Origin of the sequence: Burkholderia pseudomultivorans (assembly GCF_902499075.1) — a bacterium.
GTDB classification, from domain to species: domain Bacteria; phylum Pseudomonadota; class Gammaproteobacteria; order Burkholderiales; family Burkholderiaceae; genus Burkholderia; species Burkholderia pseudomultivorans.
Map to the genome: position 1 here is coordinate 1 of NZ_CABVPP010000088.1, position 19,690 is coordinate 19,690.

The 19,690-nt window shown below is 71.2% G+C and carries 20 protein-coding genes; 14 read left to right on the forward strand and 6 right to left on the reverse strand.

All coding sequences use genetic code 11. From position 1 onward, the window contains the following. The coding region (coxB, locus tag BST28156_RS32560; RefSeq protein WP_174904398.1) for a cytochrome c oxidase subunit II at positions 1-751 on the reverse strand (751 nt) is incomplete at its 3' end. A gap of 281 nt (positions 752-1,032) precedes the next feature. Here coxB and BST28156_RS32565 point away from each other — a divergent pair. Together BST28156_RS32565 and BST28156_RS32570 are read left to right on the forward strand one after the other, a co-directional pair. Next, positions 1,033-2,016, forward strand: coding sequence for an SDR family oxidoreductase (locus tag BST28156_RS32565; RefSeq protein WP_012217908.1), 984 nt, complete (start codon positions 1,033-1,035; stop codon positions 2,014-2,016). Beyond that, positions 2,013-3,803 carry a glycoside hydrolase family 15 protein gene (locus BST28156_RS32570; RefSeq protein ID WP_012217909.1) on the forward strand — a complete coding sequence of 597 codons (1,791 nt, stop codon included), beginning with the start codon at positions 2,013-2,015 and terminating at the stop codon, positions 3,801-3,803. The genes BST28156_RS32565 and BST28156_RS32570 overlap by 4 nt, the downstream gene beginning before the upstream one ends. 45 nt (positions 3,804-3,848) lie before the next feature. On the opposite strand, the gene BST28156_RS32575 is transcribed toward BST28156_RS32570, so the two are convergent. After that, positions 3,849-5,669 carry a thiamine pyrophosphate-requiring protein gene (locus tag BST28156_RS32575; protein WP_012217910.1) on the reverse strand — a complete coding sequence of 607 codons (1,821 nt, stop codon included), beginning with the start codon at positions 5,667-5,669 and terminating at the stop codon, positions 3,849-3,851. A gap of 145 nt (positions 5,670-5,814) precedes the next feature. Here BST28156_RS32575 and BST28156_RS32580 point away from each other — a divergent pair, with 145 nt between their 5' ends. The 12 genes from BST28156_RS32580 to BST28156_RS32635 all read left to right on the forward strand — a co-directional run bounded on the left by BST28156_RS32580 (position 5,815) and on the right by BST28156_RS32635 (position 16,817). Then, positions 5,815-6,915 carry an enolase C-terminal domain-like protein gene (locus BST28156_RS32580; RefSeq protein WP_012217911.1) on the forward strand — a complete coding sequence of 367 codons (1,101 nt, stop codon included), beginning with the start codon at positions 5,815-5,817 and terminating at the stop codon, positions 6,913-6,915. A 34-nt stretch (positions 6,916-6,949) separates the two neighbouring features. Continuing rightward, entirely contained in the window at positions 6,950-7,804 is an 855-nt protein-coding gene (locus BST28156_RS32585; RefSeq protein WP_012217912.1) for a hypothetical protein, read from the forward strand. Continuing rightward, positions 7,801-8,451: a gluconate 2-dehydrogenase subunit 3 family protein gene (locus tag BST28156_RS32590; RefSeq protein WP_012217913.1), complete on the forward strand. Its 651-nt coding sequence runs from the start codon at positions 7,801-7,803 to the stop codon at positions 8,449-8,451. The genes BST28156_RS32585 and BST28156_RS32590 overlap by 4 nt, the downstream gene beginning before the upstream one ends. Further along, on the forward strand, positions 8,441-10,111 hold the full coding sequence (locus BST28156_RS32595) for a GMC family oxidoreductase (RefSeq protein ID WP_060098092.1): 1,671 nt from the start codon (positions 8,441-8,443) through the stop codon (positions 10,109-10,111). Before BST28156_RS32590 ends, BST28156_RS32595 begins: the two co-directional genes overlap by 11 nt. Before the next feature lie 105 nt (positions 10,112-10,216). Next, on the forward strand, positions 10,217-10,609 hold the full coding sequence (copM, locus tag BST28156_RS32600; RefSeq protein WP_012217915.1) for a CopM family metallochaperone: 393 nt from the start codon (positions 10,217-10,219) through the stop codon (positions 10,607-10,609). Positions 10,610-10,651: 42 nt separating this feature from the next. Then, a complete protein-coding gene (locus tag BST28156_RS32605; RefSeq protein ID WP_012217916.1) occupies positions 10,652-12,079 on the forward strand; it encodes a cytochrome ubiquinol oxidase subunit I in 1,428 nt (475 codons plus the stop codon). Beyond that, a complete protein-coding gene (locus BST28156_RS32610; protein ID WP_012217917.1) occupies positions 12,066-13,079 on the forward strand; it encodes a cytochrome d ubiquinol oxidase subunit II in 1,014 nt (337 codons plus the stop codon). The genes BST28156_RS32605 and BST28156_RS32610 overlap by 14 nt, the downstream gene beginning before the upstream one ends. A gap of 40 nt (positions 13,080-13,119) precedes the next feature. Continuing rightward, entirely contained in the window at positions 13,120-13,863 is a 744-nt protein-coding gene (locus BST28156_RS32615; protein WP_012217918.1) for an FRG domain-containing protein, read from the forward strand. Positions 13,864-14,265: 402 nt separating this feature from the next. After that, positions 14,266-14,778 carry a low affinity iron permease family protein gene (locus BST28156_RS32620; RefSeq protein WP_012217919.1) on the forward strand — a complete coding sequence of 171 codons (513 nt, stop codon included), beginning with the start codon at positions 14,266-14,268 and terminating at the stop codon, positions 14,776-14,778. A 100-nt stretch (positions 14,779-14,878) separates the two neighbouring features. Continuing rightward, on the forward strand, positions 14,879-15,427 hold the full coding sequence (locus BST28156_RS32625; protein ID WP_012217920.1) for a hypothetical protein: 549 nt from the start codon (positions 14,879-14,881) through the stop codon (positions 15,425-15,427). A gap of 166 nt (positions 15,428-15,593) precedes the next feature. Continuing rightward, on the forward strand, positions 15,594-16,073 hold the full coding sequence (locus BST28156_RS32630; RefSeq protein ID WP_006412911.1) for a BON domain-containing protein: 480 nt from the start codon (positions 15,594-15,596) through the stop codon (positions 16,071-16,073). A 252-nt stretch (positions 16,074-16,325) separates the two neighbouring features. Then, positions 16,326-16,817 (forward strand): DUF1641 domain-containing protein, encoded by a 492-nt coding sequence (locus BST28156_RS32635; protein WP_012217921.1) that lies wholly within the window; start codon positions 16,326-16,328, stop codon positions 16,815-16,817. Here the strand turns inward: BST28156_RS32635 and BST28156_RS32640 are convergent. From BST28156_RS32640 to BST28156_RS32655, 4 genes are all read right to left on the reverse strand, one after another. Further along, positions 16,774-17,268 carry an NUDIX hydrolase gene (locus BST28156_RS32640; RefSeq protein WP_038442088.1) on the reverse strand — a complete coding sequence of 165 codons (495 nt, stop codon included), beginning with the start codon at positions 17,266-17,268 and terminating at the stop codon, positions 16,774-16,776. The two genes, BST28156_RS32635 and BST28156_RS32640, sit on opposite strands and share 44 nt — an antisense overlap. Before the next feature lie 134 nt (positions 17,269-17,402). Beyond that, on the reverse strand, positions 17,403-17,924 hold the full coding sequence (locus BST28156_RS32645) for a ferritin-like domain-containing protein (protein WP_006398988.1): 522 nt from the start codon (positions 17,922-17,924) through the stop codon (positions 17,403-17,405). A 62-nt stretch (positions 17,925-17,986) separates the two neighbouring features. After that, positions 17,987-18,913, reverse strand: coding sequence for a manganese catalase family protein (locus BST28156_RS32650; protein ID WP_006417408.1), 927 nt, complete (start codon positions 18,911-18,913; stop codon positions 17,987-17,989). A 162-nt stretch (positions 18,914-19,075) separates the two neighbouring features. Beyond that, on the reverse strand, positions 19,076-19,282 hold the full coding sequence (locus BST28156_RS32655) for a hypothetical protein (protein WP_012464939.1): 207 nt from the start codon (positions 19,280-19,282) through the stop codon (positions 19,076-19,078). Positions 19,283-19,690 lie beyond the last annotated feature (408 nt).

Below are 19,690 nucleotides of genomic sequence, written 5' to 3' on the forward strand. Positions count from 1 at the left end.
CCGCGCCCGCGCGCGGTGCGGCGGCCGGCTGGCGCTGCGCGTCGAGCCACGCCCGAAACGCGTCGGGCGGCTGCGCGACCACGTCGAACGCCATGTGCGCGTGCTGCGCGCCGCAGTACTGCGAGCACTGGCCGCGATAGACGCCGGGCTCGTCGGCCTGCAGCCACTGCCGGTTCGTCTGGCCGGGAATCGTCTCGGTCTTGCCCGCGAGCTGCGGCACCCAGAACGCGTGAATGACGTCCGCGCTCTTCAGTTCGATCGCGATCGGCTCGCCCACCGGAATATGGATTTCGTTCGCGGTGACGAGCGCCGGTTCGCCCGGATAGCGCACGGCCCACCACCAGTCGTGCGCGATCACGGTGATCGTCAGCGCGGGCGGGCGCGGCGGATAGGCGACCGCGCCGAGCACGCGCAGCATGTAGACGAGCGCGCCGAACAGCAGCACGGCCGATACCGCGCTGCCGATCGCGACGAAGCGCACGCCGTCGCCGCCGCGCGCCTCGCGTTTGCGGCGGCGAAACAGCGCGAGCGCGAGCAGCGTCGCGATCGCGATGCAGACGAACGTGCAAAGCGCAAGCAGCGCCCACCCGAGCACGAACACCGGCCGCGCGGCGGGGCCCGCCGCATGCGCGACATACGCGAGCGGTAGCGGTTCGGCGGCGGCCTGCGCGCGTGAACTCGCTGCGGACGCAACGATGCACGCGGCGGCGCACGCGACGCGGCGCGCGTTCGGGAAAAGCGGGACCGGCAACGCGACTCCTTGCCGAATTCGGCGGATGACGACGGCGACAGGCCGTGCAGCAATTTCCGTGCGCGCGCGCGGCGAGTGCGACGCGCGACGCATGCGCGCGTGCGGCGGCGGCCGCGTTACAGCGGCGTTGTAAATCGGGCGGGCGCGCGCGCCGTGCGGCCGGATCGCCTGCGCCGGCCGGCGCGCGGCATGCCGGTTGCTCCGTCGCCCGCGTCCTGGCGCGCGGCGTGCGCACGGCTGCGGCGACGCGCGGGCCACGGAGCAGATCGGAGGAAACGAACGTGAAAACCGTCGCGATCACGGGCGCGAGTGCCGGCGTCGGCCGCGCGACCGCCCATGCCTTTGCCCGGCGCGGCGCGAACGTCGCGCTGCTGGCGCGCGATCCGCGCGCACTCGAGGATGCCGCCGCGGAAGTGCGGGCGTACGGCGTACAGGCGCTGCCGATCGCGGTCGACGTCAGCGACGCCGCCGCGCTCGATGCGGCCGCCGAGCGCATCGAGCGCGAGCTCGGGCCGCTCGACGTCTGGGTCAACAACGCGATGGTCACCGTGTTCGCGCCGTTCGACGCGATCGCGCCGGAGGATTTTGCGCGCGTGACCGACGTCACCTATCTCGGCTGCGTAAACGGCACACGCGCGGCGCTGGCGCGCATGCGCACGCGCGATCGCGGCACGATCGTGCAGGTCGGCTCGGCGCTCGCGTACCGGTCGATTCCGCTACAGGCGCCATATTGCGGCGCGAAGCATGCGATCCGCGGCTTCACCGACGCGCTGCGCTGCGAGCTGCTGCACGACGGCAGCCGCATACGCGTGACGATGGTGCAACTGCCCGCGATCGATACGCCGCAGTTCGATTGGGCCGAATCGGAACTGCCGAACAAGCCGCGGCCCGTCGCGCCGGTGTACGCGCCGGAAGTCGCGGCCGATGCGATCGTGCGCGCCGCCCATCGGCCGTGCCGCGAGCGCTGGGTCGGCTGGTCCTCGCTCGCGGCGATCCTCGCGAACGGCGTCGCGCCCGGCTGCTTCGACCGCTATCTCGCATACACGGCCGTGCGCGGCCAGCAACGCGCGGAGCCGGCCGGCGTGCGCGCGTCGAACCTCTGGGAGACGGTGCCGGAAGGGCATGCGACGCGCGGCGCGTTCACCGACGAGGCGCACCGCACGGGCGCCGACGGCGCGCTCGGATCGGCGCGCGCGCTCGCATTCGGCGCGGCGTTCGTGCTGGTCGCGGCCGGCGTCGCGGCCGCGCGGAAGCTGAATCGATGAGCGCGACGCCGATCGAGGACTACGCGCCGATCGGCGACGGCCGAAGCGCGGCGCTCGTCGCGCGCGACGGCAGCATCGACTGGCTGTGCTGGCCTGACTTCGATTCGCCGCCGTGCTTCGCCGCGCTGATCGGCACGCCCGAGAACGGCCGGTTCCGGCTCGCGCCGCGCGATCCCGACGCGCGCGCGACGCGCCGCTATCTGCCCGGCACCGCGATTCTCGAAACGACGTTCGACACGTCGTCGGGCCGCATCGTCGTGATCGACTGGATGAGCTGGGCCGCCGACGATCCGTGTCTGATCCGCAGCGTGCGCGGCGAGCACGGGCGCGTCGCGCTCGACGTCGAGCTCGGCGTGCGCTTCGACTACGGCTATGCGCTGCCGTGGTGCCGGCGCTTCGGCCGACGCTGGCGGATGATGACGGGCGGCGACGCGATGTGGGTCGACGCCGACGCGCGGCTCGAGGTGCAGGACGACCGCCTGGTCGGCACGCCGACGATCGCGGCCGGCGAGCGCATCGATATCTGCATCAGCTATGCGCGCTCGTACGACCGCGCGCCGGTCGTACCCGACGCGTATGCGTCGCTGCGCGACACGCACGCGTTCTGGCGCGCGTGGTCGCGCTGCAACGCCGCGCAGGGGTCGTACGGCGACGCGATCGAACGCGCGCTGATCACGATCAAGCTGCTGACGAGCCGGCGCACCGGCGGCATCGTCGCCGCGCCCACGAGTTCGCTGCCCGAGCGCTTCGGCGGCGCGCGCAACTGGGACTACCGGTTCTGCTGGCTGCGCGACGCGAGCTTCACGCTGCGCGCGCTCGCGCGCTGCGGCTATCGCGACGAGGCGGCCGGCTGGCGCGACTGGCTCGTGCGCGCGATCGCCGATCATCCGTCGCAGCTGCAGGTGCTCTATGCGGCCGACGGCAGCCGCCGCGCGGACGAATGGCATGCGGAGCACCTGGCCGGCTACGGCGGCGCCCGGCCGGTGCGCTTCGGCAACGCGGCCGCGCAGCAACAGCAGCTCGACGTGTACGGCGAAGTGCTCGGCGCGCTCTATCAGGCGCGCCGTCACGGGCTGCCGCCCGACGACGACGCGTGGCTGCTCGAGCGGCGGCTGATCGACCATCTCGCGACGATCTGGCGCGAGCCCGACGAAGGGATCTGGGAAGTGCGCAGCGGCCGCCATCAGTTCACGTCGTCGAAGGCGATGGTGTGGGCCGCGGTCGAAAGCGCGTACCGTTCGGCGCGCGCGTTCGGTCATCACGCGCCGCTCGACGAGTGGCGCCGCTGGGCCGACACCGTGCGCGACGAGGTGCTCGCGCGCGGCTATCACGCGAAGCTCGGGCGCTTCGTCGATCGCTTCGACGGCGACGGCCTCGACGTGAGCCTGCTGCTGATTCCGCTGAGCGGGATGCTCGACGCGCGCGATCCGCGTGTCGCGGCGACCGTCGCCGCGATCGAGCGCGAACTGCTCGAGGACGGGCTGCCGTTTCGCTATCGTCCCGAGCGTTTCGCCGACGGTTGCGAAGGGGACGAGGGCGCGTTCGTCGCGGCCGGGTTCTGGCTCGTGCAGGTGTACCGCCTGCAGCGCCGCGACGACGACGCGCACGCGCTGTTCGAGCGGCTGCTCGCGCTGCGCAACGACGTCGGGTTGCTGTCCGAGGAGTACGACGTGCACACGCGCCGGATGTGCGGCAATTTTCCGTTTACGCTCGCCCACGTCGCGCTCGTGAACGCGGCGCTCGCGCTGCAGTGCGACGTGCAGCAGGACGACGTCGGCGTGGCCTAGGGCGGCCGGGCGCCGCCGAACGCGGCACGCCGGCGCCACGTGCGCTTACGTTTCTTTCTTGCCGCCGCCGCGCTCGCCGTTGCCCGGCAATACGGCCGACAGCACCTGCCGCGCGGTTTCGACGATCACGTTGTGCTCGCGCGAATCGCCCTTGAGCAGCGTCTCCGCGAAATGCTTCGCCTGCTGCAGCGTCACGTGCGGCGGCAGCGGCGGCACTTCGGGGTCGCTCTTGACTTCGAGCACGACGGGCCGGTCCGATGCGAGCGCTTCGTCCCAGGCCGCGCCGAGCTGCGCCGGATCGTCGACGTAGATGCCCTTCAGCCCGAGCAGCGTCGCGAAGCGCGAGTAGGGTACGTTCGGAATCTGCTGCGACGCGTCGAACTTCGGATCGCCTTCCATCACGCGCTGCTCCCACGTGACCTGGTTCAGGTCCTCGTTGTTGAGCACCATGCAGATCCAGCGCGGGTCCGCCCATGTGCGCCAGTATTTGGACACCGTGATCAGCTCGGCCATGTTGTTCATCTGCATCGCGCCGTCGCCGACCAGCGCGATCACGGGCCGCACGGGATGCGCGAACTTCGCGGCGATCGCGTACGGCACGGCCGCGCCCATCGACGCGAGGCCGCCGGACAGCGAGCCCATCATCCCGCGCCGCATCATCAGGTCGCGCGCGTACCAGTTCGCGCACGAGCCCGAATCGCTCGTCAGGATCACGTCGTCGGGCAGCCGCGGCGACAGTTCGGTGAACGCGCGCTGCGGGTTCACGCCGCGGCCGGGGCTCGCGCTCGCGGCCGCGCGCGCGGCCAGCGTGTCGCGCCATTCGTCGTTCCACTGCGCGATGCGGTCGCGCCATGCGGTGTCGTGTCGCGCGTTCAGCAGCGGCAGCAGTGCGCGCAGCGTCTCGGCGCTGTCGCCGACCAGATTGACCTCCATCGGAAAGCGCAGGCTCAGCATGTCGGCCTTCAGATCGATCTGCACGCCGCGCGCCTGGCCTTCCTTCGGCAGGAATTCCGAATAGGGGAAGCCGGAGCCGACCATCAGCAGCGTGTCGCATTCGCTCATCAGCGAATAGCTCGGCTTCGTGCCGAGCAGCCCGATCGAGCCCGTGACCCACGGCAGATCGTCGGGCAGCGCGGCCTTGCCGAGCAGCGCCTTCGCGGCGCCCGCACCGAGCCGGTCCGCGACCGCGATCACCTCGTCGGTCGCGTCGAGCGCGCCGGCGCCGACCAGCATCGCGACCTTCGAACCGGCGTTCAGCACGTCGGCCGCGCGCTGCAGATCGTCCGCATAGGGCACGACCTTCGGGCGCGTATAGCCGATGCCCGAATGCACGGTGCCGTGCGCGCGCTTCGGCGCCGCATAGTCGAGCTCCTGCAGATCGTTCGGCAGCACGAGCGCGGTGACCGCGCGCGCGCCGAGCGCGGTGCGCACCGCGCGATCGACGAGGTGGCGCACCTGGCCCGGCACCGTCGCGAGCTGCACGAACGCACCCGCGACGTCCTTGAACAGTGCCGGCAGATCGACTTCCTGCTGGTAATGGCCGCCGAGCGCTGCGCGCGCCTGCTGGCCGACGATCGCGAGCACCGGCATATGATCGAGGCGCGCGTCGTACAGGCCCGTCACGAGGTGGGCGGCGCCCGGCCCCGACGTCGCGACGCAGACGCCGAGTTCGCCTGTAAATTTTGCATGCGCGGACGCCATGAAGGCCGCCATCTCCTCGTGCCGCGCCTGCACGAATTCGATCTTGCCCTCTGCGCGGTTCAGCGCACCGAAAAACCCGTTGATGCCGTCGCCCGGGTAGCCGTACACGCGGCGCACGCCCCAGTCGTACAGCCGTTCGACGATGAAATCCGCCACTGTCGCCATGCCGTTTCTCCTTGGTTTGCGGTGACCCGCGCGCAGCCCTGCCGGCGCGCGGCGATGAGCGTGCCGCGGCGCAAGCGGCGTGCCGCGCGAAGCTGACAGGTATGCAGGTTGCATGCGCGACGACACGCACCCACGGAGCGCAACGATGAGTCTTTCCGATGCGCCGGCCCTCGGCGACGTGCGGGCGCGCGCGTATCGCGTGCCGACCGACCGGCCGGAGGCCGACGGTACCTATGCGTGGACCGCCACGACGATCGTGGTCGTCGAAATCGACGCGGGGCCCGTGACGGGGCTCGGCTATACGTACACCGATGCGAGTGCCGCGGCGCTCGCGACCTCGCTGCTCGCGGACGTGCTGCGCGGCCGTCCGCTCGCCGACGTGCCGGCCGCCGTCGACGCGCTGTGGCGCGCGGTGCGCAACGTCGGCCGCGCGGGCGTCGCAGCGACCGCGATCTCGGCACTCGACGTCGCGCTCTGGGACGCGAAGGCGAAGCTCGCCGGCGTGCCGCTCGCGACACTGCTCGGCCGCCGTCGCGAACGCGTGCCGGTCTACGGCAGCGGCGGCTTCACGACGTACGACGCGGCGACGCTCGCCGCGCAGCTCGGCGGCTGGCGCGACGAAGGCATTCGCGCGTGCAAGATCAAGATCGGCGTGCAGGACGCGTGCGACCCGGCGCGGCTGCAGACCGCACGCGACGCGCTCGGCGCCGACGTCGCGTTGTTCGTCGATGCGAACGGCGCGTACTCGGCGCGCACCGCGCTCGCGTTCGCGGATCGCGCCGCACGATACGACGTCCGCTGGTTCGAGGAGCCCGTCAGCAGCGACGACGTCGCCGGGCTGCGGTTCGTGCGCGAGCACGTCGGCGCGCGTGTCGACGTCGCGGCCGGCGAATACGCGTATACGCCCGACGACTTCCGGCGCCTGCTCGAAGCGGGCGCGGTCGACGTGCTGCAGGCCGACGCGACGCGCTGCGGCGGCGTCAGCGGGTTTCTCGCGGCGGGCGCGCTCGCCGACGCGTACCACGTCGACCTGTCCGCGCATTGCGCGCCCGCGCTGCATCGGCACGTCGGCTGCGTCGCGCCGCGCATGCGGCACGTCGAGTGGTTTCACGATCACGTGCGCATCGAACGCATGCTGTTCGACGGTGCGCCGCCGCTGAGCGACGGCGCGCTCGAGATCGATGCGGGAAGACCGGGACTCGGTCTCGAACTGAGGACGGCCGATGCGCAACGTTATGCGATCTGAACGACCCGAACGATCTGAAGGACCAGGAGGCACGATGCGCGTTTTCCGTCCGCCCGCGACCGCGCGCGACGAGCAGCTGCTGCGCGATGCCGCGCGGCTGCTGAACCGCAGCGCGCTGCTGCTGGCCGGCTCGGTATTGGCCGACAGCGGCGTCGAGCACTATCGCGGCACCTTTCACAACCGCGCGATGGTCGCGCCGCTCGTGATGTCGACGCTGTCGGTGATCGCGAGCGTGCACGGTCACGCGGACGACACGCCCGCGCGGCATCGGCTGCGCGATGCGGTGCACGTCGCGTCCGCGGCGACCGGCCTCGCCGGTTCCGCATTCCATCTGTACAACGTGACGAAACGTGTGGGCCGCTTCAGCTGGCACAACCTGTTCTACGGCGCGCCACTCGGCGCACCGGTCGCGCTGCTGCTGTCCGGCGCGCTCGGCGCGGCCGGCGAACGGATGCGCGACTCGCCGGCCGCTGCGCCGCACATCGGCGGCCGCCCTGCGGGCCGTGTGCTCGCAGGGCTCGTCGCCGCGGGCCTGGTCGGCACGCTCGGCGAGGTCGGGCTGCTGCATTTTCGCGGCGCGTTCCAGCATCGCGCGATGTTCGCGCCGCTGATCGCGCCGCCGGTCGCCGCGCTCGCGGCCGCGCACGTCGCGCTGTCGCGCCCGCGCGCCGCACGGCCGTTCTGCCGGTTCTGGATGCGCACGACCGCGCTGCTTGGGCTCGTCGGCGTCGCGTTCCATGCGCGCGGCGTCGCGCGGCAGATGGGCGGCTGGCGCAACTGGTCGCAGAACGTGCTGTCCGGTCCGCCGCTGCCTGCGCCGCCGGCCTTTACGGCACTCGCGATCGCTGGCCTGGCGGCGACCGCGCTGGCCGAACGGGAGGGACGATGAAGCGCGACAACGAGCGCGCGGCGATGCTGCCGCGCTATCCCGATTACGACGTGCTCGCGAAACGCGACACGCCCTCGTGGAACGACGCGACGCGTCGCGCGATCGACGCGCGGCTGAAAGTCGCGGCCACCGCGCCGCGCGCGCTCGACGCCGAGCGGTTCGCGACACTGCGCGCACTGTGCGCGCGGATTGCGCCGCAGCCGGCCGGCAGCGATGCGATACCGACCGCCGCGCTGATCGATGCGCGGCTCGCGAACGACGAAGGCGACGGCTTTCGCGACGCGCGGCTGCCGCCGCTGCGCGACGCATGGCAGATCGGCCTTGCGGCGCTCGACGCGATGGCGCATCGCGCGCATCGCGCGTCGTTCGCATCGCTCGACGGCGACACGGCCGACGCGCTGTTGCGCACGGTGCAGCGCGGCGAGATCGATGCCGCGGATCGCGCCGCCTGGGCCGGCATGGACGCGCGCACGTTCTTCGCGAAACGCGTGCTGATGGACATCTGCGGTGCGTACTACAGCCATCCGTACGCATGGAACGAGATCGGCTTCGGCGGCCCCGCGAGCCCGCGCGGCTACGTGCGGATGGACTTCAATCGGCGCGATCCGTGGGAAGCGCGCGTCGGAGGCGACGACGATGGCCGCTGACGCGCCGCTGTCCGCGACGACGCCGCGCGGCTGCGACGGCCGCGCGCCGGACCCGCTGCGCGTCGGCGGCTGGTCGCCGATGCGAATGTTCCGCGACGACGATCCGGTCGACTTCGTGATCGTCGGCACCGGCGCCGGCGGCGGTACGCTCGCGTGCAAGCTCGCGGAATACGGCTATTCGGTCGTCGCGCTCGACGCGGGCGCATGGTGGCGGCCGCTCGAGGAGTTCGCGTCGGACGAGTCGCACCAGCGCAAGCTGTTCTGGACCGACGAACGGATCTGCGACGGCGCCGATCCGCTGACGCTCGGCACCAACAACAGCGGCCGCGCGATCGGCGGCAGCACCGTGCACTTCGCGATGGTGTCGCTGCGGTTCCGGCCCGAATGGTTCCGCTCGCGCAGCGCGCTCGGCTACGGCGTCGACTGGCCGCTCGACTGGCGCGAGATGTGGCATTACTACCGCGAGGTCGAGCAGGCGCTGAAGATCAGCGGCCCCGTCCGCTATCCGTGGGGGCCGCCGCGCCCGCGCTATCCATATCGCGCGCATGAGCTGAACGCCGCCGCGCTGGTGCTCGCGCGCGGTGCCGAGGCGCTCGGCATGGACTGGACGCCGACGCCGCTCGCCACGCTGTCCGCGCCGCGCGGCCGCGCGCATCCGTGCGTGTATCGCGGCTTCTGCATCGCCGGCTGCGCGACGAACGCGAAGCAGAGCGCGCTCGTCACGTGGATTCCGCGTGCGGTCGCAGCCGGCGCCGAAGTGCGCGACCTCGCGATGGCGCTGCGCATCGAGGCCGAAGGCGATCGCGTGACGGGCGTGCACTATCGCCGCGACGGCCGCACGCGGTTTCAGCGTGCGCGCAACGTCGTGGTCGCGGGCTATGCGATCGAGAGCCCGCGGCTGCTGCTGCTGTCCGCGAACGGCCGCCATCCGCACGGGCTCGCCAACAGCTCGGGCCTCGTCGGCCGCTATCTGATGGCGCAGCTGAACCAGGCGTCGTGGGGGACGATGGACGACGAGGTGCGCTGGTACAAGGGGCCGCCGTCGCTGTCGCTGACCGAGCACTGGAACTACGTCGACGAAGGCAAGGACTTCTTCGGCGGCTACTGCTGGATGAGCCAGGGGCCGCTGCCGATCGAATGGGCGCGCAAGCTCGCGTCGCGCGGGTTGTGGGGCGATGCGCTCAAGCGCGAGATGGCGCGCTACAACTTCCAGGCGGGGCTGAAGATCGTCGGCGAGACGCTGCCGCGCGCGGACAACCGCGTGACGCTCGCCGACGAGCGCGACGCATACGGGCTGCCGGTCGCACGCGTGACCTACGCGTACGACGACAACGACCGGCGCATGATCCGCCACGCGCTCGCGCAGATGTCGCGCGCGCTCGAGGCGGCCGGCGCGCGCGACATCTGGCACGAGGAGGACGACACCTGCCATCTCGCCGGCACCGTGCGCATGGGCGACGATCCGGCGACGAGCGTCGTCGATGCCGATTGCCGGAGCTGGGACATCCCGAACCTGTGGGTCTGCGACGGCTCCGTGTTTCCGACCGTCGGCGGCGTGAATCCGTCGCTGACGATTCAGGCGATCGCGTGCCGCACCGCCGATCGCATCCGCACGCTCGTCGCGCGGGGCGAAGGACACGCGCGTGCGCGGCGCCGCTGAACGGCGCGCGATCGCGATCGGTATGCCGGCGCGCGGGCACGGTGCCTGCGCGCCTCGCGCCGGGCCGCGCACCGCGCCGCCTTTCATTCGACAAGGAGGTTCGTCATGCCGATTCATACCCACCGATTCGTCCGCCCGCTGCGCTGCGCGGCCGCCTGCGCGGCGCTCGCGGCGGGCGCCGCCGCGATGCCGGCCGCCGCGCAGCTGCGGCCGACCGACCCGACCGTCGTGCCCGATTCGTCGACGCAGGCGTTCCAGCGCGCGGACCACCGGATGATGGAAGCGATGGACGCCGCGCGCTATACGGGCGACGCCGATCGCGATTTCGTCTCGCACATGGCGCCGCATCATCAGGGCGCGATCGACATGGCGCAGGTCGAGCTGAAATACGGCAAGGATCCGACGCTGCGGCAGCTCGCGAGCCGCATCGTCGCCGCGCAGCGCGACGAGATCGCGCTGATGGAGCGCTGGCAGAAGGCGCACGGCGCGACGCCGTGAACGCGCATCGCGACCGCGCTGTCGCGCCGGACCGGAGGTCCCATGGACATCGATGCATTGCTGCTGTCGCGATTCCAGTTCGCCTGGGTGATCGCGTTTCATATCCTGCTGCCCGCGTTTACGGTCGGCCTGTCGTGCTTCATCGCGACGCTCGAGGTGCTGCACTGGGCGACGCGGCGCGCGGTGTATCTGCGGCTGTCGACATTCTGGTTGCGGATTTTCGCGGTGTCGTTCGGCATGGGCGTCGTATCGGGCATCGTGATGCCGTTCCAGTTCGGCACGAACTGGAGCCGGTTCGTCGCGGCGACGTCGAACGTCGTCGGCGGCTTCATGGCGTACGAGGTGCTGACCGCGTTCTTTCTCGAATCGGCGTTTCTCGGCGTGCTGCTGTTCGGCCGCCGGCGCGTGCCGCCGTGGGCACATGCGACGTCGGCCGTGCTCGTCGCGCTCGGCACGCTGCTGTCGTCGTTCTGGATTCTCGCGGTCAACAGCTGGATGCAGACGCCGACCGGCTACCGGATCGTCGACGGCCGCTTCTATCCGGACAGCGTGCTGTCGGTGCTGCTGAGCCCGTCGTTCCCGTTCCGGCTCGCGCATACGGTCACCGCGTTTCTGGTAACGACCGCATTCGTCGTGCTCGCGGTCGGCGCGCACTATCTGCTGCAGCGGCGCGCGCCCGACGAAAGCCGCGTGATGGTGCGCATGGGGCTGTGGTTCCTGACGATCGCCGTGCCCGTGCAGATCGCGCTCGGCGACGCGCACGGGCTCAACACGCTCGCGCATCAGCCGGTGAAGCTCGCGGCGATGGAAGGGCTGTGGGACACCGGCCGCGGCGTGCGCGCGACGCTGTTCGCGTGGCCCGATCAGGCGCGCGAGACGAACCGCTTCGAGCTATCGATTCCGCGCCTCGGCAGCCTGTATCTGACGCACGACTGGAACGGGCTCGTGCACGGCCTGAAGGACTGGCCGCGCGACCAGCGTCCGTCGGTGCCGGTCGTGTTCTTCGCGTTCCATCTGATGGTCGGGCTCGGCATCGTGATGCTCGCGATCGTCGTGCGCGGGCTCACGCTCTGGCGCGGACGCAAACTGTACGCGGCACGCGGCTGGCTGCACGCGTGCCGCTTCGCGATGCCGATCGGTTTCGTCGCGGTGCTGGCGGGCTGGACCACGACCGAAGCCGGCCGGCAGCCGTGGACCGTCTACGGGCTGATGCGCACGGCCGACTCGGTCACGCCGTCGCTGACGACGGGCGACGTCGCGCTGTCGTTCGCGCTCTATGCGATCGGCTATCTGGCAATCTTCGGCGCGGGCTTCGTGCTGCTGCGCCGGCTCGTGCGGCTCGGGCCCGACACGGCGCCCGCGCATGCGGGAACGCCGGCCGCCGCCGTCTCGGAGCGGCCCGCGCGGCCGCTGTCGGCCGTCTCGGACAGCGGCGCGCAACCACCGGGAGCGAATGATGACAGGGCTTGATCTCGTACCGCTGTGGGCCGGCGTGCTCGCGCTGTCGGTGCTGATGTACGTGCTGCTCGACGGCTTCGATCTCGGCGTCGGGATGCTGTTCTTCTGGCGCCGCGACGAAGCGGAGCGCGACCGCATGATCGCGTCGGTATCGCCGGTGTGGGACTTCAACGAAACCTGGCTCGTGCTCGGCAGCACGCTGCTGCTTGCCGCGTTTCCGGGCGCGTTCTCGGTCGTCGTGCCGGGCGTCTACTTTCCGGTGCTGCTGATGCTGCTCGGGCTGCTGTTTCGCGGCGTCGCGTTCGAGTTTCGCGGCGTGGTCGGCGCGCGCAAGCGGCTCTGGAGCGGCGCGTTCGCGTGCGGCTCGCTCGTCGCGACCGCCGCGCAGGGCGCGGTGCTCGGCATGTTCGTGCAGGGTTTTCGCGTCGTCGACGGCCGTTTCGCCGGCACGAGCTGGGACTGGGTCGCGCCGTTTCCGCTGCTGACCGCGGCCGGGCTCGTCGTCGGCTATCTGCTGCTCGGCGCGACCTGGCTCGTGATGAAGACCGAAGGGCCGCTGCAGCTCGCCGCACGGCGCGCCGCGCGCCACGCGCTGCTCGGCGTGATCGTGTTCATCGTCGCGGTCAGCATCTGGACGCCGTTCGCCGATCCGGCGATCGCCGCACGCTGGTTCGCGTGGCCGAACCTGCTGTTCTTCTCGCCGGTGCCGGTGCTGACGGCGCTGCTCGCGTGGCTCGCCTGGCGCGCGCTGAATGGCCGCGGCGAGGTGCTGCCGTTCGTCGCGTCGATCGGGCTGTTCTTTCTCGGCTTCTCGGGGCTCACGATCAGCCTGTGGCCGCACGTCGCGCCGCCGTCGGTGACGCTGTGGTCGGCCGCGTCGGCGCAGATGTCGCAGGAATTCCTGATGATCGGCACCGCGTTCATGCTGCCGGTGCTGCTGATGTATGTGGGCTGGTCGTACTGGGTGTTCCGCGGCAAGGTGCGCGGCGACGCCGGGTACGAGCATATGTGACGACCGCCGCTGCCGCGGCCGAGGTATGGGGAGACGACGGATGGGACGCGAACGCGCACGCGACGCGGGCGAAACGATCGACAGCGTCGCCGACTACATGGCGCGCATCGGCGCGCAGGACGACGGCCGTGCCGCGCGGCTCTTTCGTGGACAGTGCAACGCGGGCTGGGCGCTCGCGCCGAGCATCGCGCGCGGGCGCTCGACGCCCGATATCGAAGCGCGGATGCTCGACGAATTCATGCGCAGTGCGCTGCCGCATCTCGAACCGGCGCCGAATCTCGACGCGTGCGACTGGCTCGCGATCGCGCAGCAGCACGGGATGCGCACGCGCTTGCTCGACTGGTCCGGCAGCGCGCTCGCCGCGCTGTGGTTCGCGGTCAGAAGTGCGTCGGAGGCGGGCGTCGACGGTGTCGTCTGGTGTCTGCGTCACGACGCCGACGACATCGCGACGATCGCCGAGCGGCGCGCGCCGCTCAGCGTCACGCGCACGAAAGTGTTCCGGCCGCGCCACGTGATGCCGCGCATCACCGCGCAGGACGGCTGGTTCACGATCCATAGCTACGACGCCGACGCGCAGTGCTTCGCGCCGCTCGACGAGCAGCCGGACTTCGCGGGGCGCCTCACGCGCATCGTCGTGCCGGGCAAGCGGTTCGCGGCGATTCGGCATGAACTTGCGCGCGTCGGTGTCAGCGTCGCGACGATTTTCCCGGATCTCGATGGGATCGCGCAGTGGACCGATACGCGGTATTTCCCGGACGACGAGGATACGCACGCGCCGCGGTGAGGGTGCAGGGACTGCGCGCCACGCACACGATGCACACGGGGCGCGCACGACGCAGACGAGGCAGGCGAGGCAGGCGAGGCAGGCGAGGCAGACGGACGCAGACGGCCGCGCCGCGCGCATGACGCAAACGACGGAAACGACGCGCACGGGACACACGAAGCACATGCTTCGCACGCCTCAAGCCGGTCATGCCCCTCACGCCTCACATGCATGCCGGGCACGCCGGGCGTGCCCTGCGCGACACCCGACGTAACACCTACCGCGCGCTGCGCGACGGCGCAGGCATGCCGGTTGCTTCTTACAGCGTCGACGCCCGCATCGGGACCGTACCCCGCGCCCCACGTTGCGGCGGCGGCGCGGCCCGTGCGCGGGTGCGCTCATTTGTTCCATCCGGGAGGTGTCATGCGCGAAGCGAACGATTCATCCCGCGTCCGGCCGGACGCGGCTGACCGTCACGAGACCGACCGTGCGTCGGGCCCGCATCCCGTCACGCGCGCATTCGAGCGTTTCGCGTCCGGCGTCACCGCGTGGGCCGGCTCGCCGATCGCCTTCGGCTCGGCCGTCGCCGTGACGCTGCTGTGGCTCGTCAGCGGCCCGCTGTTTCACTATTCGGACGCGTGGCAGCTCGTGATCAACACGGGCACGACGATCATCACGTTCCTGATGGTGTTCCTGCTGCAGCGGAACCAGAACCGCGACAGCGTCGCGCTGCATCTGAAGCTCGACGAGCTCGTCGCGGCGACGCGTTCCGCGAGCGACCGGCTGATCGGCATCGAGGATGCGTCGGAGGAGGAGCTGAACCAGCTCGCGCAGGCGTACATGAAACTCGCGAAGCGGGCGGGCACGCGCGAAGGCCTCGAGGAAGATTGCGCGCGCGTGCGCGACATGGCCGACGCGCCGCGGGACGCGTCGTGACCCAAGTGCTTTTCCGCACTGCCGCATCGCGCGGGCGCGCCCGACATCCGCATTTTTCAAGCGTTTGTCATTTCGTTCGCCGCGCTGCGAACGCGTGCCGATGAGCGCGACCGAACTCGCGGACGGCTATCTGCGCTTCTTCGTGCTGCCGCTCTGGATCGCGGCCGGCTTCGTCGACTGGCTCTGCCATCGCCGCTCGCAAATCGCGTCGACGTCGGGCCTGCGCGAGTCGCTGCTGCATGTCGCGCAGCTCGTCGAAGTCGGCATTCCGCTGCTCGTCGCGCTGCTGTTCGAAATCGATCTGACCGTGCTCGCGCTGATGGCGGCCGGCTTCGTGCTGCACGAATTCACCGCGCTGGCCGACGTGCGCTACGCGGTGTCGCGGCGCGACGTGTCGCCGTTCGAGCAGCACGTGCACAGCTTTCTCGAAATGATGCCGCTCGTCGCGCTGTCGCTGATTGCGTGGATCGTGCTGCCCGCACGGTTGCGCGACGGCGTGCAGGCGACCGACTTCGCGCTGCGCTGGCGGCCGACCGAGCCGCTTTACATCGTCGTGCTGCTCGCTGCCGTGCTCGTGTTCGCTGTGATTCCGTATGCGGAGGAGTGCCTGCGCGGCTGGCGATGTGCGCGGCGCGCGGCATCGCGCTGAGCGCGGACTGCCGCGCGCCGTGTGCCCAGCGCGCGATGCGCGATGCGCGGCCGATGCGGCGCGTGTAGCCGCTGCGGTTTGCCCGCTTCGCGCGCGATCGAGGAACGGCGTGTGCTGCGTAGGCCGCGAAGCCCGGCCGTCCCCGGGTATTGCGTACGGTGTTGCCATGGAATCCCAGACTCGTCTGAAACCGCTGATGAATCTTGCTGCGGCCGTCGCATGCGGCGCGCTCGCGATGTACTTCCTCGATCCGGCGTCGGGCCGCCGCCGACGCGCGTACGTCTGCGACAAGGCCGCGGCCGGCGGACACGGTGTCGTCGACTACGCGAGCAGCTGCGCGAAACAGGCAACCGAGCGCGCGCGCAGCGCGATCACGGGCCTGCGCCAGCACTGGCAGCCCGAGCAGGTGGACGACGCGTTGATCGCGGCACGCGTGCGCGCCGAACTCGCGCGGCTCACCGGTCGTCCGCACGACATCGACGTGAGCGTCGAGGACGGTCATGTGCGGCTCAGCGGCGCGATCGACGAAGCCGAGCGGCAGGCGATCGTCGACGGCGTATCGGCCGTCGACGGCGTGCGGACCGTCGACGACGGGCTCGGCACGCGCAGCGAGTACCGCGCGGACGCGGGCGACGGCGCGAGCTGATGCGTTCCGGCGCGGCGGCGTGCGCGACACTCGCGCGCCGCCGCCCGCCCGCCAGCGTTCGTCGGCGTGCGTCCGCGCCGGGCGAGCGCGACCTTGCGTCGTGCGATGATGTCCCGCAGCGTCGCGCCGCGCCCCCCGCACGACGCCGCGCCGGCCGCCCGCGCCGGTGCGCCGTCATTCGCCCCGCGGCGGACCTGCCGCGGGTGTTCCTGTCGCGCCGCTCGCGGCGGCGCCCGTTCCGGAGAACAGCCGATGGCCGAACGCCTGCCTGACGATACGACGCCCCCTCCCTCCGAACCGAATGCGCACGATGCGCTCGAGCGCCTGCTCGGCAGCCTGCACCGTCACGGCTTCCTGCGTTTCGCGAACGACGTGGTCAGCGCGAACGCGAAGATCGCCGAGGTGCTGGTCGGCGCGCTCGACAAGCCCGGCACGCAGACCGGCGTGCAGAACCTCGCGATGCTCGTGATGGCGCTCTCGCGCGTGCCGCCCGAACAGTTCGGCAAGACGATGTTCGCGGCCGCCGACGCATTGCGCCACATCGGCACGTGGCAGCCGGCCGAGCACGAACATGTCGCGCCGGGCGTGCGCGGCGTCTACCGGCTGCTCAACGACGACGCGCTGTGGGAAGCAATCACGCCGCTGCTCGAAGGGCTGAAGGTGTTCGCGCAGGGGCTCGCACGCGAGCCCGAGCAATCGGTTACGGCGCTGACTGCAAAGGCGGGCGGCACGGACCGCGCGTGAGCGCCGCCGGCGCGTGCGCGCTCGCGATGCCGCGCAGCTGCGCGAGCTGATGGACGATGCGCTGCGTCGGCGCGCTGGCCGGCCAGCGCGTCACCGCGTCGATCGGCACCCACCGGCACAGCGCGATCTCGCGGCCCGGGCACGCATGCATGCCGGGCGGCAGATCGACGACGAACACGTGATGGCGTTTTACGTTGCCGTCGACGTAGAAGAAATACGCGAGGTCGAGCCCCGTCAGTCCCGTTTCTTCGTGCAGCTCGCGATGCGCGGCGTCGAGCGCGGATTCGCCGCGGCGGATCACGCCGCCCGGCAGCGTCCAGCGCGACGACGGCCGGCGCGCGACCAGCAACACGCGGCCGTTGCGATGACAGAGCACCGTCGCGCGTTCCTTCGCCAGCGGCGCGAGCGGGACCGCGCGAACCGGAAAGTCGGCGGGATCGGGCAGTTTCATGTCGGGTAGCGGGCAGGCGGCGAAGGTGTTCATGGCTGAGCATCGCGCAAGCCGCATGCCCGCCGCAGCGGCCCGCCGGACGGCGCGAAGCGGCCGGTCGCACGCGCCGCGGCGGCGCGGCCGGCCGCGCGCCCTCAGCGTTTCGCCGTCGTGTTCGGACGCATTTCGCGCGCGAGATACGTGCGCACGACGCCCGCCATGTTGTGCTCGAGCCAGGCCGCCATCGCCTGCTCTTCGGGCAGGATGCGCTCGCAGATCGTCTGCGTCTCGATGTCGCCGGCCACGCGCGCGGCCTCGATCAGGTTGCGGTACGCGGCGATCTCGAAATGCTCGAACATGTAGCTCGCCATGCCGCCCTTGACGATCTCGTCGGACACGAACATCCCCGACATGCCCTGCACCCAGGCCATCGTCTTCGCGCCGAGATCCTTCATGGTCGAGACCGAACCGCCGCGCCGCTCGATGCAGCTGCGGATCAGCCGCGCCTGTTCGCGCGTTTCCTCGATGTGCTGCTCGATGCGCCGTTTGATGTCCGGATAATGTTCGATCCGGCCGGCCATCGACGACAGCATCGTCTCGGCCTGTTCCTCCATCGCGTGCGCGTCGCGCAGCCATTCCATCAACCGCTCGTCTACTACGTTCGCTTCGCTTGCCATGTCTCGTTCTCCTGTCGTTGGGATGAGCGCGGGCCGAGGCGCGCGTACGCGCCTCGTGCGGGTTACACGCCCGGCGTGCCCGGCGTGCCGGACACCGGCGGCACCGGCGACGTCGTGCTGTCGTGCGGTGCACCGGCACCGAGCTCGGCACCGGTCGTCGGATCGCAGTTCGGGTCAGACGCGAGCCGGCGCGCCATCGCTTCGAGCGCCTGCGACTGCGTCGGATCGACCGCGCCCGTCGCGAGGCCGTCGCCACCGTCGACGGCCGGCTCGCCGCGCCGCACCGACAGCGCATCGCCGCGATTCCACGGGCCCGGCATCGGCTCCGCGCCTTCCTGCATCCGGAAGTACACGCGGTCGTACGGCTCCATCGGCGGCAGCTTGCCCGGCGGGAAGTTCGCGGTGATCGCGTAGAGCGCCTTCTCGAACGACTTCTGGTGCGAGACCTCGCGCGTCATCAGGAAGCCGAGCGCTTCGCGCACGCTCGGATCGTCCGACACGTTGATCAGCCGTTCGTAGATGATCTTCGCGCGCGCCTCGGCCGCGATGTTCGAGCGCAGGTCGGCCGTCGGCTCGCCGATCGTGTCGATGTAGGCCGCGCTCCACGGCACCGCGCCCGAGTTCGTCAGCGGCGAGCCGGCGCCGTACAGCAGCTGCGTCACGTGGCTGTCGTTGCCCGCGCCGTTCAGCTTGCGGTACAGCTCGGCCTGCTCGTCGACCGCTTCCGCGAGTTCGCCCTTCGCGCCGCGATTAAGCATCGCGACGAGCGATCCGATCACTTCGAGGTGGCTCAGCTCCTCGGTCGCGATGTCGAACAGCATGTCCTTGCGGCCCGGATCTTCCTCGGTGATCGCCTGCGTGAAGTAGCGCATCGCGGCGGCGAGTTCGCCCTGCGGCCCGCCGAACTGTTCGAGCAGCAGGTTGGCGAGACCGGGGTTCGGTGCGTCGACGCGCACCGTGTACTGCAATCGGGTGTTGTGAATGAACATGAAGCCTCCGTGTGTAAGTGGACGACGGTTGCGCCGGATGCCGAGCACGTCGCGGGCCCGTAGTGCGGCGCGCGCCGCGCGGGCGGCCGCGGCCGCGTGCGCCCGCGGTTTTTCAACGCGTTGTCATTTCTGCTGACGTGACGCCGGTCGCGTGGCTGTCCGTCAGTCCTTGTCAGCGGCGCGGTCGCCGTGATCGGCCGGTTGCGCGCCGGGCCGCGCATCGTCCGACTGCGGCTTGCCCTCGGCCGGATCGCGCGCGCTGCGCGGCGGCGGCGTCGCGGTGCCGCCGCGCTTGCCTTCGGGGCCCGGCGTGCTGTCGCCGCGATCTTCGCCGCGCGTATCGGTGTCGAGCGGGGTGGGACGGGTCATCGAATGCCTCCTGTCGGAACGGGACGCGCTTCGCGCGCATCGCGCGTGCCGGCTGCGCGCGCGACGCCGCGCGGCCGGTGCAACCGTCCTTGTAAAAAATGCGCGTCGGAGCGGCGGCCGCATCGTCGACGCGGCATGGATCCGCGCCGGGCAGGCGCGGCACTTGCTTCGATCGCGCGCCATGAGGCCCGCGCGCACGTCGGTGCGCACGGGTTGCACACAGGAGCGCCGTTCGATGTCCGAGGTCACCGTGTCCCCGTTGCCCGATCGCCTGCGAGACCGCGTCGCGCCGACGCGCGCTTCGCCGCTCGCGCGACGGCAGGCGCGGACGCGCATCGCGCGCGGCGGCGTCCGGCGTCGCGCAAGCGCGCGCACGGCCGATGCGCCGCTCGATCGCGAGCCGGGCGG